We start from the raw sequence: 15452 nt of genomic DNA on the forward strand, positions 1-15452 counted from the left end.
AGTGCACCATAAACGAGATTTGCCGTTGATGTGGCAAAAATCGCTGGTGCAGTCAATGAAACAGCTGCGAAACACCCGCATTTGCGGCACTTGAACTCACCATAACGAACCTTTTCAGCCCCACTTTCCTTGCGGAAAGAAAATGCCGGAAAGCGAGGCTTCCCGGCACCTACATCCTGTCTTGTCCCGGCGCAAGCGCTGGCAAAATCACATTATTGAGCGTTTGCAGCCGGATAACCCGCTGCGGCCAGCGCGGAAACCACGGCATCTCTGGACGCATCGCCGCCATACTCGACTTCCTTGGTTTCGAGATCGATTTCAATCGGCGCCGTAGCATCGAGCTTGCGCAGGGCGGCAGTCACGCTATCGGCACAGCCGCCACATTTCATCTTGGGAATAGTCAATTTCATCACGGGTAACGCTCCACACTTGTTATGCATACCTTATGCACCTTGCCATCGTGGTAAGGTCAAGCGTGAAAACGTCATCAGCGATCGGGGCTTATTTCACCTTTCTATTCCGTTGCCGGGATCAAAGAATTATGGGGCTTCACAGGCTTCCGGCACGCTTTTTTCAAGCTCCAGTTCCGATTTGCTCAGCGAGCCGGTCATGATTTCAATCGGCTTGAAGGGCGGCTCTTCCTGCATGGCGGGATTGGTAAGATGAATTGTGTAGCAGCCGCCGAAGACTTCCTTCTTGCCATCATTGCTCTCGGCTTCGATGGCCAGCGGCTGGCTCCAATAGATCTGGCCTGCACCCGGATCGGGCTCGGTCTTGCGCAAAGCGACCTTGACGCTTTTGGTGTTCTCGTAGCCCTTCACAAAGGTCTTGAAGTCGGGCTCCCGCCCCTCTTCCGAGTAATACCCATAAGCCCGCGTATATTCCTTGCGGTTGATCGCATTATAGTAAGATTCGATTAGCGCCTGCGGCGAAGACCGGTCGTCGCGATATTCCGGGACTGTAACACCATTGGCGGCATCCTGTGTCTGTTCGGATGGCTTGGTCTCTTCCACGGGCGCCTTTGTTTCCGCAGCCTCTGGCTTCTTCTGCGCTGTCGGCTCGGCGTTTTCCTTCGCCGCAGGCTTCTGTGCTTCCTTCGCGGCAGGTTTCGGCGCTTCCTGCGCATAGGCCTGCGGGAGAGCAACAGACAAGCCGAGCGCGCTCGCGAGAACAGCCAGTCTCAGAGATTTCATCCGATCGATCGACATTCACATCTCCTCTTTCCCAAAGCCCGCCAGCCGGGCACCCGGCCTGTGCTCTCGATTTGGTGTCTTGCGGTAATGATGTTACAACACTAACTATAGTGAAAACGTGGCAGCGAGGTCGAAACTCGCGGGTTTCACACGAGATTGGTTGATTCTCGCGCATGAAGCCACACTTTCGAAGCCACTGCATAACACCGGAAGAGATGAACCATGGGCCGTTTCGCAGTCATGACGCTAACCGAAGCCGCAGCAAATCGCGTTCGCGAGATTGTTGAGTCGCGTGAAGGCGCGCTGGGTATTCGTGTCGGTGTGAAAAAAGGTGGCTGCGCAGGCATGGAATATACCATCGATGTCGCCAATGAAGCGAAAGCCGGTGACGATGTTGCCGAGAAAGATGGCGCCAAGGTCTTTATCGCCCCGGAAGCCGTGCTTTTCCTGCTCGGAACCCAGATGGATTTTGAAGTGACGACGCTGCGCACCGGTTTCGTGTTCAACAACCCGAACCAGACCTCTGCCTGCGGCTGCGGTGAATCGGTTGAGCTGACGCCCGCCTCGGCAGAAAGCCTCCGCCAGATGCAAGGCGCCGCCTGATCTGATTTAAGCGGCTGGTCTTCCGAAGGAATCTCCCCAATGGATGACGAAACCCTCCGCGATCTGCTGCAGGATTTCGGCCCGATCAGCATCCGCCGCATGTTCGGCGGCAAGGGCATTTATCATCAGGGGTTGATCTTCGCGCTTGTGGTTCGCGACGAACTCCTTTTCAAAGCCGACGCATTGACCAGTCCGCGTTTCATCGATGCCGGATCGGTGCAGTGGACCTATGAAGGGCGCAAAGGCGGCGATCCGATCGGCATGCCTTATTGGAGCGTGCCGGGCGAAGCCTTCGATGATCCAGAAATCATGACTGAGTGGGCGCGCCTCGCCTATGAAGCCGCCCTGCGCAGCGGTCCATCAAAACCCCAAAAGAAATCGGCCGCGAAGCGTTCCTTCACGGCCGAATAACAATCTCAAAACTGCAGTCTGCTTACATGCCCGTCGGAATGAGCATGAAAGCAGGGATATCGTTGCCGAAACCAACCGGCGACGGACCATCATCATCGCGATCACGACGGCGCTGCTTATGCTGGTCATGCTGCGGCCTGCCACGACGTTCATCGTTGGAAGCGCGGATCGCGTCGCGGCGGTCGTGGGATTCGATAATGGGCTGCGGCTGTTCCGCCGGATCGAGCGCTTCAATCGAAGCGACCTTTTCCTTCGGTTTATCCATGCTCTTGTCCCGCCCCTTGTCTTTGCCCTTGCTGTCGCGCTGGGAGTCCTTGCCCTTGCCACGCGCATTCCGGCCCTTGCGCGGCTGATCATCGGCCTCGTCGGACGGTGCAAGCGTGGACAGATCGCCATCGACCCATTCAATCTTCTCGCCAATCATGTTTTCAATCGCGGCAAGGTATTTCGTGTCCGACGGCGTCACGATGGTGAACGCCTTGCCGGAGCGACCAGCGCGGCCTGTACGGCCAATGCGGTGGACATAGTCTTCCGAGTGAATCGGCACATCGAAGTTGAAAACGTGGCTGACGTCAGGAATGTCGAGACCACGTGCGGCCACATCGGAAGCGACCAGCAGCTGCAGCTTGCCGTCCTTGAAGTTGGACAGCATCGTCATGCGGGCGCGCTGGTCCATATCGCCATGCAAGGCACCGGCGTTGAACTCGTGACGCACCAGCGAACGGAACAGCTCCGACACATCCTTCTTGCGGTTGCAGAAGATGATCGCATTCTTGAGCGTGTCGCCTTCGGCGCGGATAAGATCGCGCAATGCGGCGCGCTTGTCCCAATCCTTCTTGCTCGACTTGACCAGACGCTGCGTCACGGTCTTGGCCGTGGACGAAGCCTTGGCCACTTCGATCCGGGATGGCGAATGCAGGAACTGCTCGGTGAGCTTGGTGATTTCCGGCGGCATGGTCGCGGAGAAGAACAGCGTCTGGCGCGTGAACGGGATCAGCTTGCAGATGCGTTCGATGTCCGGGATGAAGCCCATGTCGAGCATACGGTCTGCTTCATCGATGACCAGAATTTCAACGCCGGTCAGCAAAAGCTTGCCGCGTTCGAAATGATCAAGAAGACGGCCCGGCGTTGCAATCAGCACGTCCGCGCCGCGCTCCAGCTTGCGCTCCTGTTCGTCGAACGAAACGCCGCCGATCAGCAGGGCGACGTTCAGGCGATGATTGACGCCATATTTGACGAAGTTTTCTTCAACCTGCGCTGCGAGTTCACGCGTCGGCTCCAGAATGAGCGTGCGCGGCATACGCGCGCGAGCGCGGCCTTTTTCCAGGAGCGTCAGCATCGGCAGAACGAAAGAAGCCGTCTTGCCCGTCCCCGTCTGGGCGATACCAAGCACATCCTTGCGCTCTAACGCGGGCGGAATGGCGCCAGCCTGAATGGGTGTAGGCGCGGTGTATCCTGCCGCTTCTACAGCAGCAAGCACTTTCGGGGAAAGACCGAGTTCGGCAAATGTCGTCAATGGAGGCGCAGCTCTCTGGTTCGGAAACGTGTTCCGCCCATCCTGTCATTGCAGCCGCGTCATCGGGCGCAGGACCAAAGCAGAAAAGGCGTCTGCAACGCATCTAGCGTTTTCTTGCAGCATCGCCTACGTCCGCAGCGTGCAAAAGTCAACCAAAATACCATCATACGATATCAAATTGCTTTGATAGTTCTGCACAAAACGATAATCGACGCCAATCAACGCCTTTTCTAATCGAATTAAATCAAATTGATGACATTAGAGGATTGTCACACACGGAAGTTTTTCATCTTTGCTTGCGCATAATCTTACCCGAAATCTATAGACTTTTCAGATCAATGCCGGAACTGTTCCGTCAAAATCCGCTCGTCCCAGGAATGGTTCTTATCGAACAAAATGGCTACCTGGCTGTTCGGCGCCTCGCGCACCGTAACCGACGTTACCGATTTGACTTCGTTATTGTCAGCTACCGCATTAACCGGGCGCTTTTCCGTTTCAAGCAGATCCATGCGCACCGTTACATGCTTTGGCAGCAATGCGCCCCCCCAGCGACGTGGCCGGAACGGACTCACCGGCGTCAGCGCCAGAAGCGGTGCTTCCAGAGGGAGGATTGGCCCCTGCGCCGACAGATTATAGGCCGTCGAACCGGCGGGCGTTGCAACCATCACACCGTCACAGACCAGCTCTTCCAGCCGCACCTTGCCGTCAATCGATATGCGAACCTTGGCTGCCTGATAGGATTGGCGAAACAGCGAAACTTCGTTGATTGCAAGCGCTTCGACCGGCGCTGAGTTTTCGGTCTCCGCGATCATGACCAGCGGGCGGATCGTTTCCATCTGTGCGGCGAGAATGCGCTCGCACAGATTATCGACGCTAAACTCATTCATCAGGAAGCCGACGGACCCGCGATTCATCCCATAGATCGGCGTACCGGTATTCATGAAATCACGCAGCGCCTGCAGCATGGTGCCATCGCCGCCGAGCGCAACGATGATATCGGCGTCTTCGCCTGCCACGTGGCCATAGCGTTTCACGAGTTCTTTCTGCGCCGCGAGTGATTCTTCACTCCCGGACGACAGAAAATGAAGCGCGAGTGATTTGTCTGTCATGTCTACCGTCTCGCTCCCCAGTTCAACCCTGATAAGTTTGCCATGTCCTCATCGCGGTCTACTGGCTAGCACATGAAAAACCCTGTTGCCATGACCTCAATGCGATGAATTTTCGTTTTACAGACGCGTCATTTGTGCTAATCGAGCGCTAACCGCGATGCGGAAGCGATTTGCGACCAAAACCGGTTCGATACAACACTGTATTGTGAAGTGCCCTTATAGCTCAGTTGGTAGAGCACCTGATTTGTAATCAGGGGGTCGGGAGTTCGAGTCTCTCTGGGGGCACCAATATTTTCACGGTTGGAGCAAAACGCTCGCCGTTCACAATGACAAGATTACACTTTCCTCAAAATTCAGAACCGCCGCAGACTGATATCTCTAATGTCATCTCAATCAGACGATTGAGACGCTTGCCACTTTTTCAAAGCAATAAATAGTTTATTTATCACCGATCAGAATATTCATAAAAATTCATATCAGCAACGTTCGTTTACAAATCAGCCGTAAACAGGACAATCTATAGATATATATTTGAATTACTGAAAACATTGAGGATACTGATTATGAGAAAAATCTTTGCTGCGGCAATCGCGCTTTCCTTTATTTCCGCGCCGGCTGCATTTGCTGCTCCAAGCCACATCTCCTCGGGCTTGGTTCATCAAGTCAAAGCGGAGAAAAAGGCGAAAGCGAAAAAGCCATCCCCCAAAAGGCATGTGAAAAAGCCGGTAAAGAAGCCCATCAAAAAGCCAACACGGCATTAAAACCAAACAGAAATTCGCGTTTTAAATCTATTTCACGGCCAAATCTTATCGATCTTCATCCCGATTGGTAAGATTTGGCTCTGAGACCGCTACCGTTACAAAGAGATAGCGGCTCGAAGATCAGGCGGACGGGCTCAGTTTCCCTTCCCGCCGCGATAGATATTTACGCCGAGTTCGCGGATTTTCTTGCGCAGCGTATTGCGGTTGAGACCGAGCAGGTCCGCCGCCTTGATTTGGTTGCCGCGCGTTGCCGTCAGGCAAGCCAGAATCAGGGGATATTCGAGTTCGGCCAGCACACGGTGATAAAGCCCCGGCGGCGGCAGATCGGCACCGAACGAAGCGAAATAACGCTGCATGTTTTGCTCGACGGCTTGCGAAATCGTGATGTTTTCCGCATCACCTGCCACTGCCGGAATGCTGTCGGGCTTCGACATTTCCGCCTTCAGCTCGGTTTCGATGATTTCCGGCGAAATCTCTTCCTGCGGATAGAGCGCGGCTAGCCTGCGCACCAGATTTTCCAGTTCGCGCACATTGCCCGGCCATGGATAGCGTCGCATCATGTCGAGACCGGCATTGGTAATGCGCTTTTCAGGCAAGCCCTCTTCGGCGGCGCGCTTGAAGAAATGGCGCACAAGATCAGGCACGTCCTCGCTGCGCTCACGCAACGGCGGCAGCCGCAGCGGCACCACATTAAGCCGGTAATAAAGATCCTCGCGGAAAAGACCCTGCGCGATCAGCTGGCGCAAATCCTTGTTGGTCGCTGCCACGATGCGCACATCGGTCTTGATCGGCGTACGCCCGCCGACGGTCATGTATTCGCCCTGCTGCAACACGCGAAGCAGACGCGTTTGGGCTTCCATCGGCATATCGCCAATTTCATCAAGAAAAAGCGTACCGCCATTGGCCTGCTCGAAGCGACCACTGGACCGATTCTGCGCGCCGGTGAAAGCGCCCTTCTCGTGGCCGAACAGTTCGGACTCGATCAGATCACGCGGGATCGCCGCCATATTGATAGCAACGAATGGTCCTTTGCGGCGACGGCCATATTCATGCAAGGCGCTTGCGACCAGCTCCTTGCCGGTGCCGGATTCGCCCGTGACCATCATGGTGAGGTCCGTCTGCATCATACGCGCCAGAACGCGGTAGATTTCTTGCATGGCGGGCGAACGGCCGACAAGAGGCATGTTCTCGCCCGGCTCGTCGTGCATCACCGAAGCCGGCTTATGTTTTGGTTCAGACAGCGCGCGTCCGACAATATTGATCAGTTCCGTCAGGTCGAACGGTTTTGGCAGATATTCATAAGCGCCCGCTTCCGAGGCGCGAATGGCCGTCATGAAGGTGTTCTGGGCGCTCATCACCACAATCGGCAATTCCGGCCGCATCTTCTTGATGCGCGGCAGAAGGTCGAAGGCGTTTTCGTCCGGCATCATGACATCGGTAATCACCAGATCGCCGTCGCCTGCCGCCACCCAACGCCAAAGCGAAGCGGCGTTCGAAGTGACCCGCACATCGTAACCGGCCCGGGAAAGCGCCTGATTGAGCACAGTGCGGATCGCCGCATCGTCATCCGCCACCAATACGGTTCCCGTCGGGCGTCCTGCTATCATGCGTCGTCTCCGGTATAATCAGTCGTGAGTTTGCGCGCTGGCGAAGCAATATCCGAGCTTTTCCAGGCAAGCATGAGAATGCGGAAAGTGGTGCGCGAGGGATGGCTGTCGCATTCGATAATGCCGCCGTGATCGCCGATGATTTTCGCCACTAGTGCCAGTCCAAGGCCGGACCCGTTGGTTTTGGTCGTCACAAACGGATCGAAGAGATGCGGCAGCATATCCTGCGGCACTCCGGGCCCATTGTCGTGCACGCAGAATTCCAGCGGCAGCGCAACGCGGTCGCGTGCGCCCGGCACCTGAAGCCGGATACCGGGACGGTACGCCGTCGAGAGAAGGATTTCTCCGTGGTCGCGGTCGCCAATGGCCTCAGAGGCGTTCTTCACCAGATTGAGAAACACCTGCACAAGCTGGTCGCGATTGGCGAAAACCGGCGGCAGTGAGGGATCGTAATCTTCCGAGAAGCGAATATGCCGCGCAAACCCGTTGCGGGCCACGGCCTTTACATGGTCCAGAACCGCGTGAATATTCACAGCTGTGCGCTCGATGGGGCGTTCGTCAGAGAAAACCTCCATCCGGTCCACGAGCGATACGATACGGTCGGTTTCATCGGTAATGAGTCGCGCCAGCGCGCGATCCTCGTCGCCCACCACCTGTTCAAGCAACTGCGCCGCACCGCGAATGCCCGATAGCGGGTTCTTGATTTCATGCGCCAGCATCGAGGCCAACCCGGTCACTGAACGCGCAGCGCCGCGATGGGTCATCTGGCGGTCGATCTTTTCCGCCATGGTCTTTTCCTTGAAAAGAATGACCACGGCACCCTGCATTTCAACAACGGGCGCGACATAGAGATCGACAATGCGTTCCGCACCAAGACGCGGCGAAGAAATATCGACGCGATATTCATTGACCGGCATCTGGCTAGCGCGAACCTGATCGATAAGCGCCAGAAGCGGGCTGCCAAACGGCAGAAAACTTTCCAGCCGGTTGCGCGCCAATATGGACGAACCCGAGCGGAAGAACTGCTCGCCGTCCAGATTGGCATAAACGATGTGATTGTCAGGCCCAACCATAATGACCGGCTGGCTGATCGCATCCAGTATGACCGACGGGATGCTACCCTTTTCATCTCTTTCGCGCATCAGGCGACCTTTCTGAACGCCGATTTCAACTCTGGCGCATCCGTCGTCCGCGCCGCGAAAATCCGGCGCAGCACTTCCACCACCTTTGCGGGATCGGTCAGCGTCATCACTTCCGCCTTGTCTGCTGAGGTCGAACACTCTCCAGCGTGACGATCCAGATACCAGCCAAGATGCTTGCGCGCATGGCGAATACCCGTTTTGCTACCATAATGGTCGAGCATATCTTCGTAATGCATTATAATATAATCGATAATCCCTGTTCCATCTTGAGACGACAAGGCACTGCCCGCGATCGAGCCCGGCAACCATGGCTGCCCATAGGTAGCGCGCCCGACCATCACCGCGTCGGCACCCGACCGGCGGCGAATCTCTTCCGCATCTTCACGCGACGTCACATCGCCATTGGCGACGAGCGGAATTTTCACCGCATCGCGTACGGCGCGAATGGCGTCCCAGTCGGCATGACCTTCATAGAACTGGCAGCGGGTGCGGCCATGCACCGTCACCATCGCAATACCGGCATCCTCGGCCCGTTTGGCCAGTTCCGGAGCATTGATGCTGTTTTCGTCCCAGCCAAGCCGCATTTTCAATGTGACCGGCACGTTGACCGCTGCCACTGTTGCTTCGACAAGCGTCATGGCGTGATCCAGATCGCGCATCAGCGCCGACCCGGAATAGCCGCCTGTCACCTTCTTGGCCGGACAGCCCATATTGATATCGATGATATCGGCGCCCTCGCCTTCGGCAATCCTGGCCGCCTCGCCCATCCAATGCGCTTCACGCCCGGCAAGCTGAACCACATGCGTGCCCAAACCTTCGCCCGACAGGCGCAGCAGGCTTTCCTTGTGACGATTGCAGAGTTCCGCGCTGGCCACCATTTCCGAAACGACCATACCCGCTCCGGCGGCGGCAGCACGCTTGCGAAACGGCAGATCGGAGACGCCTGACATCGGCGCCAGAAAAACGCGATTCTTGAGCACCACGCCGCGGATATCCAAGGGCTGATCGAGAGAAGTCACCAACAAATGCCTATTTCATGTGCATGATGCATAACGCACACACTTTAATCAGTTCATCTTTTGAACGCAAGGAAAAGCGCATAGATTAAGCGATAAATAAATTGCAGTCTGGCATTTGTCGATGCAAGGCATTATTCGGCTTCAAAGCGATCCGTTTTGGCAAAGGCAAAGATCATTTCGAAAACAGCAGCGGTCATTGTGGCAGCCGGCCGGGGCGAACGGGCGGGGCAAAGCGTCGAAGGGCCGAAGCAATATCGGCGCATCGGCGGCGAAGCCGTGCTCGCGCGCACCTTGCGCGCCTTTACCGACTGCACATTGGTCGACGAGATCGTCGTCGTCATTCATCCAGACGATCTCGCGCTTTATGAACGCGCCATACCAGAAAGCCACAAAGATGCGATCGTCGTCACCGGCGGCCCCACACGGCAGGAATCCACACGGCTGGGCCTCCTCGCCCTCAAGGACCACGCGCCGGATTATGTGATGATCCATGACGGCGTGCGCCCCTTCATCACGCAAGCACTGCTCGAACGCATCGTCGGCAATCTGACGCCGGAAGAAGGCGTCCTCCCCGCGCTGGCCGTTTCGGACACGCTGAAACAATCCGCCATCGATGGCACGGTCAAGACCACCGTTCCCCGCGCCGGTCTGTTCGCGGCACAGACCCCGCAGACATTTCCCTATGCGCCTATTCTCGAAGCGCATGAAAAAGCCTTCGCCATTCGTCGCACCGATTTCACCGACGACGCCGCCATCGCCGAATGGCAGGGCCTCGCCGTGCGCATCATCGAAGGCTCGGCTGACAATACAAAGCTTACCTGGGCAAAGGACATTGAAATGGCAGACAAGCGCCTGCGGCAAGACCATGCCGCCTTTCCGGATATTCGCACGGGCAATGGCTATGACGTCCATTCCTTCGAACCGGGCGACCATGTCACGCTATGCGGCGTGAAAATTCCGCATGAAGCAAAGCTCAACGGCCATTCTGACGCCGATGTGGCGCTCCACGCCGTGACCGACGCCCTGCTCGCCACGCGCGGCGCAGGCGATATCGGCACGCATTTTCCGCCATCGGATCCACAATGGAAGGGCGCGGCCTCGCGCATCTTCATCGAGCACGCCGCCAAAATCGTTCGTGAGGCTGGCGGGCGCATCGCCAATGTCGATGTGACGCTGATCAGCGAAGCGCCGAAGATCGGACCGCATCGCGCCGCCATGACGGAAGCGCTCTGCGATATGCTCGGCATTGCCGCCGACCGCGTTTCCATCAAGGCAACCACCAACGAAAAGCTTGGCTTCGTCGGCCGCCGCGAAGGCATTGCAGCCATCGCCACCGCCACCGTCATTTATCCCGGCGAGGTGCCGGAATGAGCGAACTCGTCGCAGAGAAGGAAGCCATCGCGCTGCTGGACGCCTGCCGCAAGGCCGGCCTGATGATTGCGACCGCAGAATCCTGCACCGGCGGCCTGATTGCCGGTGCATTGACCGATATTGCCGGTTCGTCCGATGTGGTGGATCGCGGTTTCATCACCTATTCCAATGAGGCCAAGCACGACATGATCGGCGTGCCAATGGAGCTGATCAACCGCGTCGGCGCTGTCTCAAAAGAAGTGGCGATTGCCATGGCCGAAGGCGCGCTGAAGCACTCGCGGGCGGGCATCAGCATCGCGGTGACCGGCGTTGCCGGTCCGGGCGGTGGCTCAGACGAAAAGCCCGTCGGGCTCGTCCATATCGCCTCCGCACGCAACGGCCAGCCAACGCTGCATCGGGAATGCCGTTTCGGCCCGAAAAGCCGTGCTGAAATTCGCCATGCAACGGTTCTTGCCGCGCTGGAACTGGTGCTGACAAATTTGCGCAAGGCATAACGCTCACGCATGTACTTTCCGCCCTGCCGCCCTATCCTCTACTTATCAGTTTAAGATGAGGAGCATAGGCAATGCGGTTCAAAGGCAAAGTGGCCATTGTTACGGGCGGGGCAAGCGGTATTGGGGAAGCGACGGTCCGGGCTTTTGTGCGCGAAGGCGCCAACGTTATCATTGCCGATTATGCCGACCACGGCCAGCAACTGGCCGATGAACTTGCCGGTGAACACCAGCAGGCCATTTTCATCAAGACAGACGTGACAAAAACCAAAGCTGTTCAGGAGCTTATCGCCCGAACAGTGGAAAATTACGGTCGTCTCGACATCATGTTCGCCAATGCCGGTATTGCTGCGGACGGACCAATCGACGAACTTGACGAAAGCGCCTGGCAGAAGACCATCGATATCAATCTGACCGGCGTTTATCTCTGTGATAAATACGCAATCGACCAGATGCGGTCGCAAGGCGGCGGCGTCATCGTCAATTGCGGATCGATCCACAGCCATGTCGGCAAGTCTGGCGTGACCGCCTATGCCGCGGCAAAAGGCGGTGTGAAACTGCTGACCCAGACACTGGCTATCGATTATGGTACGCAGAATATCCGCGTAAATGCCGTTTGCCCGGGCTATATCGACACACCACTTCTGAAAGATATTCCCGACGACAAGAAGGACGCTCTGGTTGCCCTGCACCCGATGGGTCGCCTTGGCCGGGCCGAGGAAGTGGCAAGCGCTGTGCTCTTCCTCGCCAGCGACGAGTCCTCATTCATCACCGGGTCTTCGCTAATGGTCGATGGCGGTTATACGGCACAGTAAAAAGCTGTTTGATTATAGGCCGTAAATCTGGTCGGCGCGCTTTTCGAAGGCTTCGGAGAATTTCTTGAAGGCCAGATCGAACATCGTCCCCATCAGCAAGCCGAGTGTGCGGCTCTTGAATTCATAGTCGATGAAGAATTCGACATCGCAATAAGCCGCATCCTCGGCAGGTTTGAACGTCCAGCGATTGTCGAGATAGCGGAACGGGCCATCGAGATATTTGACGTCGATGACATTCTCGTCCGGTTTCAGCAGGACCTGACTGGTGAAGGTTTCGCGGATGAGCTTGTAGCCGACCGTCATATCGGCAATCAGCAGCGCCTTGCCGTCGCGCTCCTTGCGGGAGCGGATCGACAAGGCTTCGCACATGGGCAGAAATTCCGGGTATTTCTCGACATCCGCCACGAGTGCGAACATCTGATCGGCCCGGTGATGCACCCGTCTGACGGTCGTAAACTGCGGCATGTCTACTTATGACCGGTTGGCAATCTGCGCTTCGCGGGCGGCCTTGAGCTTTGCAAAATCGTCGCCAGCGTGATGCGAAGAACGCGTCAGCGGGCTGGAGGCGACGAGCAGGAAGCCCTTTGTTTTGCCGATGGTTTCGAACGACTTGAATTCGTCCGGCGTCACGAAACGGATGACCGGATGGTGCTTGCGGGTCGGCTGCAGATACTGGCCGATGGTCATGAAATCCACATCCGCCGAACGAAGATCGTCCATCAGCTGCAGGATTTCATTCCGCTCTTCGCCGAGACCGACCATGATGCCGGACTTGGTGAAGATGGTCGGATCGAGTTCCTTGACGCGCTGCAACAGGCGGATCGAATGGAAATAGCGTGCGCCGGGGCGAACCTTCAGATAACGCGACGGCACGGTTTCCAGATTGTGGTTGAACACGTCGGGACGCGCCTTGACCACGATTTCCAACGCGCCTTCCTTGCGCAGGAAGTCCGGCGTCAGAATTTCGATGGTGGTCGCAGGCGTTGCAGCGCGGATGGCGCGAATGACCTCGGCAAAATGCTGCGCACCGCCGTCTGCCAGATCGTCACGGTCTACCGAGGTGATGACCACATGGGTCAGGCCCATCTGCTTGACGGCCTTGGCGACATTTTCCGGCTCATTGGGATCGAGCGGCGTAGGAATACCGGTCGAAACATTGCAGAACGCGCAGGCGCGTGTGCAGATTTCGCCCATGATCATGAACGTGGCGTGCTTCTTTTCCCAGCACTCGCCGATATTCGGGCAGCCAGCTTCTTCACAGACGGTCACGAGCTTGTTGGAACGCACGATTTCGCGCGTTTCGCTATAGCCGCGCGAGACCGGAGCCTTGACGCGAATCCAGTCAGGCTTCTTCTGGACTTCATTGTCCGGGCGGTGCGCCTTTTCCGGGTGCCGCAGACGTCCGCTCTGGTTGACCGTATTGAGAACTGTAACCATGCTGTTTCCTGCCTATCCGGAGCATGTTCCAAAAGAAATGTGGAACGCTCCTTAATTCGGTCCGGTCCTAAGCCCTGACCACAGACCTGTCAACTTGGACCATTTGCTACTCATCGCCGCGCAGCCAGCCCGAGCGCCCTGAAAACCAGAGCCCAGATGAGCCCAAAGACCAGACCGCCAAAGCCAAGCGCCAAAGTCAGCGTCCAGACACCATACCAGCCCAAGAGCGCCATTCCGTTGACCGATATGGTGTTACCGCCAAGCAGACTCAAGACGCCGGCTACAAATCCGAGCGCCAGACCGATGACGGTACACCATTTTATGATCGGCCAGGCGGCGCGCCGCCATGGCCCTCCATTTTCGATCAGCGGAATAGGCGTCTCCTATTGCTTTAAGCTTTATTTACACGCCTAATCTGGTCCGAAAAGTCTGCAACTTTTCGGGATTAGGCGTTTAACACCCGGCCATATGCGTCGAGTACGCTTTCCTTCATCATCTCCGAAAGGGTCGGATGCGGGAAGACCGAATGCATCAGCTCTTCTTCGGTGGTCTCAAGGTTCATGGCAATCACGAAACCCTGGATAAGCTCGGTGACTTCCGCGCCAACCATATGTGCGCCCAGAAGCTGACCGGTCTTCTTGTCGAAGATCGTCTTTACCAGACCCTGATCTTCACCCAGAGCAATCGCCTTGCCGTTGGCCGTGAAGGAATAGCGACCGACACGAATGTCGAAACCCTGTTCCTTGGCCTTGGCTTCCGTCAGACCGACCGACGCGACCTGCGGATTGCAATAGGTGCAGCCCGGAATCTTGCCCTTGTCGAGCGAATGGACATTCGGAAGGCCTGCGATCTTTTCAACGCAGATCGTGCCTTCATGTTCGGCCTTGTGCGCCAGCATCGGCGGACCGGCGACATCGCCAATGGCATAGATGCCTTCAACATTGGTCTTGCCATAACCGTCGATGACGATGCAGCCACGATCCGTCTCCACGCCAAGCGCTTCAAGGCCGAGATTCTCGATATTGCCCTGCACGCCGACAGCCGAAATCATCCGGTCGACCGTCAGCTTCTGCACCTTGCTATCCTTGGTTTCGATGGAAGCAGTGACGTTGTTGGCGCCCTTCTCCACTTTCGCAACCTTGGCGTCGGTGATGATTTTGAGGCCGCGCTTTTCGAGCTGCTTGCGGGCGATGGCGGAAATTTCCGCATCTTCTACCGGCATGATCTGCGGCATCACTTCCACAACCGTCACATCGACGCCCATGTCGTGATAGAACGACGCGAATTCGATGCCGATAGCGCCCGAACCCATGACCAGCATCGACTTTGGCAGGTCCTGCGGCACCATGGCTTCGAAATATGTCCAGATCAGCTTGCCGTCCGGTTCGATGCCAGGCAGCGCACGCGGACGCGCACCGGTGGCCACGATGATGTGCTTGGCCTTGTAGCTGCCCTCGCCCAGCACGCCCTTCGGCACCGGGTTCTGCGGCTGCATCGGCTGCTTCGACGTCTTGCCGACCGTGATTTCAGCAGGATTGGAACCGGAAGCGCCTTTGACGAGCTTGGCTTCGCCCCAGATGACGTCGATCTTGTTCTTCTTCATGAGGAAGGCGACGCCGCCATTAAGACGGGCCGAAACGCCGCGCGAACGCTGCACGACGGCTTTCACGTCCGGCGTGATGGTGCCTTCGAGTTTCAGACCGTAATCCTTGGCGTGTTCGCCGAAATGCAGGATTTCCGCCGAACGCAGCAGTGCCTTGGTGGGAATGCAGCCCCAGTTGAGGCAGATACCACCCAGATGCTCGCGCTCGACAATAGCGGTCTTGAGACCCAGCTGTGCCGCACGGATTGCCGTCACATAGCCGCCGGGGCCAGATCCGATAACAATAACGTCGTAAATGTCGGCCATAATTCTTGCCCTTATTCCTGAATGCGGAAAGGCCGCGCTTGTCCCTGCATGATCTACAAAGACAAGCG

The 15452-nt window shown here is 56.9% G+C and carries 17 protein-coding genes and 1 tRNA gene; 7 read left to right on the top strand and 11 right to left on the bottom strand.

Annotated elements, in window-relative coordinates; translation table 11 throughout:
- Window positions 1-212 precede the first annotated feature (212 nt).
- Together ABWW11_RS07300 and ABWW11_RS07305 are read right to left on the bottom strand one after the other, a co-directional pair.
- Window positions 213-413: a heavy-metal-associated domain-containing protein gene (locus ABWW11_RS07300; protein ID WP_109369129.1), complete on the bottom strand. Its 201-nt coding sequence runs from the start codon at window positions 411-413 to the stop codon at window positions 213-215.
- Window positions 414-539: 126 nt separating this feature from the next.
- Complete coding sequence (locus ABWW11_RS07305; protein WP_109369130.1) at window positions 540-1208, bottom strand: hypothetical protein; 669 nt, start codon at window positions 1206-1208, stop codon at window positions 540-542.
- Window positions 1209-1415: 207 nt separating this feature from the next.
- Between ABWW11_RS07305 and sufA the strand changes: the two genes are divergently transcribed.
- Entirely contained in the window at window positions 1416-1796 is a 381-nt protein-coding gene (gene sufA, locus ABWW11_RS07310) for a Fe-S cluster assembly scaffold SufA (protein WP_109369131.1), read from the top strand.
- Window positions 1797-1835: 39 nt separating this feature from the next.
- Entirely contained in the window at window positions 1836-2207 is a 372-nt protein-coding gene (locus ABWW11_RS07315) for a TfoX/Sxy family protein (RefSeq protein WP_109369132.1), read from the top strand.
- A 22-nt stretch (window positions 2208-2229) separates the two neighbouring features.
- Here ABWW11_RS07315 and ABWW11_RS07320 read toward each other — a convergent pair whose 3' ends face one another.
- Complete coding sequence (locus ABWW11_RS07320; RefSeq protein WP_121536232.1) at window positions 2230-3723, bottom strand: DEAD/DEAH box helicase; 1494 nt, start codon at window positions 3721-3723, stop codon at window positions 2230-2232.
- Window positions 3724-4058: 335 nt separating this feature from the next.
- Window positions 4059-4832: an NAD kinase gene (locus ABWW11_RS07325; protein WP_109369134.1), complete on the bottom strand. Its 774-nt coding sequence runs from the start codon at window positions 4830-4832 to the stop codon at window positions 4059-4061.
- Window positions 4833-5044: 212 nt separating this feature from the next.
- Between ABWW11_RS07325 and ABWW11_RS07330 the strand changes: the two genes are divergently transcribed.
- Window positions 5045-5120, top strand: a tRNA-Thr gene (locus ABWW11_RS07330).
- 275 nt (window positions 5121-5395) lie between these two features.
- Window positions 5396-5593 carry a hypothetical protein gene (locus ABWW11_RS07335; protein WP_109369135.1) on the top strand — a complete coding sequence of 66 codons (198 nt, stop codon included), beginning with the start codon at window positions 5396-5398 and terminating at the stop codon, window positions 5591-5593.
- A gap of 134 nt (window positions 5594-5727) precedes the next feature.
- Here the strand turns inward: ABWW11_RS07335 and ntrC are convergent, their stop codons facing one another.
- Genes ntrC through dusB form a run of 3 tightly spaced genes read right to left on the bottom strand, consistent with a single transcriptional unit; the run spans window position 5728 to window position 9361 of the window.
- Window positions 5728-7200, bottom strand: a complete 1473-nt coding sequence (ntrC, locus tag ABWW11_RS07340) for a nitrogen regulation protein NR(I) (RefSeq protein WP_109369136.1) — start codon at window positions 7198-7200, stop codon at window positions 5728-5730.
- Window positions 7197-8342 carry a two-component system sensor histidine kinase NtrB gene (locus ABWW11_RS07345; protein ID WP_319080489.1) on the bottom strand — a complete coding sequence of 382 codons (1146 nt, stop codon included), beginning with the start codon at window positions 8340-8342 and terminating at the stop codon, window positions 7197-7199. Before ABWW11_RS07345 ends, ntrC begins: the two co-directional genes overlap by 4 nt.
- Window positions 8342-9361 (bottom strand): tRNA dihydrouridine synthase DusB, encoded by a 1020-nt coding sequence (gene dusB / locus ABWW11_RS07350; protein WP_181376095.1) that lies wholly within the window; start codon window positions 9359-9361, stop codon window positions 8342-8344. Before dusB ends, ABWW11_RS07345 begins: the two co-directional genes overlap by 1 nt.
- A 156-nt stretch (window positions 9362-9517) precedes the next feature.
- Between dusB and ABWW11_RS07355 the strand changes: the two genes are divergently transcribed.
- The 3 genes from ABWW11_RS07355 (at window position 9518) to ABWW11_RS07365 (ending at window position 12038) form a co-directional block, all read left to right on the top strand.
- Window positions 9518-10732: a bifunctional 2-C-methyl-D-erythritol 4-phosphate cytidylyltransferase/2-C-methyl-D-erythritol 2,4-cyclodiphosphate synthase gene (locus ABWW11_RS07355; RefSeq protein WP_109369138.1), complete on the top strand. Its 1215-nt coding sequence runs from the start codon at window positions 9518-9520 to the stop codon at window positions 10730-10732.
- Window positions 10729-11226, top strand: coding sequence for a CinA family protein (locus ABWW11_RS07360; protein ID WP_109369139.1), 498 nt, complete (start codon window positions 10729-10731; stop codon window positions 11224-11226). The genes ABWW11_RS07355 and ABWW11_RS07360 overlap by 4 nt, the downstream gene beginning before the upstream one ends.
- A 71-nt stretch (window positions 11227-11297) precedes the next feature.
- Complete coding sequence (locus ABWW11_RS07365; RefSeq protein ID WP_109369140.1) at window positions 11298-12038, top strand: SDR family NAD(P)-dependent oxidoreductase; 741 nt, start codon at window positions 11298-11300, stop codon at window positions 12036-12038.
- Window positions 12039-12050: 12 nt separating this feature from the next.
- On the opposite strand, the gene ABWW11_RS07370 is transcribed toward ABWW11_RS07365, so the two are convergent.
- The 4 genes from ABWW11_RS07370 to lpdA all read right to left on the bottom strand — a co-directional run bounded on the left by ABWW11_RS07370 (window position 12051) and on the right by lpdA (window position 15384).
- Window positions 12051-12503: a type II toxin-antitoxin system RatA family toxin gene (locus ABWW11_RS07370; RefSeq protein WP_109369141.1), complete on the bottom strand. Its 453-nt coding sequence runs from the start codon at window positions 12501-12503 to the stop codon at window positions 12051-12053.
- 6 nt (window positions 12504-12509) lie between these two features.
- Window positions 12510-13475, bottom strand: a complete 966-nt coding sequence (gene lipA, locus ABWW11_RS07375) for a lipoyl synthase (protein WP_109369142.1) — start codon at window positions 13473-13475, stop codon at window positions 12510-12512.
- 110 nt (window positions 13476-13585) lie between these two features.
- Window positions 13586-13747 (bottom strand): hypothetical protein, encoded by a 162-nt coding sequence (locus ABWW11_RS07380; RefSeq protein ID WP_167836034.1) that lies wholly within the window; start codon window positions 13745-13747, stop codon window positions 13586-13588.
- Window positions 13748-13920: 173 nt separating this feature from the next.
- Window positions 13921-15384: a dihydrolipoyl dehydrogenase gene (lpdA, locus tag ABWW11_RS07385; RefSeq protein WP_109369143.1), complete on the bottom strand. Its 1464-nt coding sequence runs from the start codon at window positions 15382-15384 to the stop codon at window positions 13921-13923.
- Between the last annotated feature and the right edge of the window lie 68 nt (window positions 15385-15452).

The organism is Brucella sp. NBRC 113783 (assembly GCF_040372265.1).
Classification (GTDB): domain Bacteria; phylum Pseudomonadota; class Alphaproteobacteria; order Rhizobiales; family Rhizobiaceae; genus Brucella; species Brucella teleogrylli.

Bases quoted from the DNA above. Each gene is read 5' to 3' on its own strand.
- sufA (WP_109369131.1), top strand. From the start codon at position 1,416: ATGGGCCGTTTCGCAGTCATGACGCTAACCGAAGCCGCAGCAAATCGC.
- ABWW11_RS07325 (WP_109369134.1), bottom strand. From the start codon at position 4,832: ATGACAGACAAATCACTCGCGCTTCATTTTCTGTCGTCCGGGAGTGAA.
- ABWW11_RS07360 (WP_109369139.1), top strand. From the start codon at position 10,729: ATGAGCGAACTCGTCGCAGAGAAGGAAGCCATCGCGCTGCTGGACGCC.
- ABWW11_RS07370 (WP_109369141.1), bottom strand. From the start codon at position 12,503: ATGCCGCAGTTTACGACCGTCAGACGGGTGCATCACCGGGCCGATCAG.
- ABWW11_RS07315 (WP_109369132.1), top strand. From the start codon at position 1,836: ATGGATGACGAAACCCTCCGCGATCTGCTGCAGGATTTCGGCCCGATC.
- ntrC (WP_109369136.1), bottom strand. From the start codon at position 7,200: ATGATAGCAGGACGCCCGACGGGAACCGTATTGGTGGCGGATGACGAT.
- lipA (WP_109369142.1), bottom strand. From the start codon at position 13,475: ATGGTTACAGTTCTCAATACGGTCAACCAGAGCGGACGTCTGCGGCAC.
- lpdA (WP_109369143.1), bottom strand. From the start codon at position 15,384: ATGGCCGACATTTACGACGTTATTGTTATCGGATCTGGCCCCGGCGGC.
- ABWW11_RS07345 (WP_319080489.1), bottom strand. From the start codon at position 8,342: ATGCGCGAAAGAGATGAAAAGGGTAGCATCCCGTCGGTCATACTGGAT.
- ABWW11_RS07305 (WP_109369130.1), bottom strand. From the start codon at position 1,208: ATGTCGATCGATCGGATGAAATCTCTGAGACTGGCTGTTCTCGCGAGC.
- ABWW11_RS07335 (WP_109369135.1), top strand. From the start codon at position 5,396: ATGAGAAAAATCTTTGCTGCGGCAATCGCGCTTTCCTTTATTTCCGCG.
- ABWW11_RS07365 (WP_109369140.1), top strand. From the start codon at position 11,298: ATGCGGTTCAAAGGCAAAGTGGCCATTGTTACGGGCGGGGCAAGCGGT.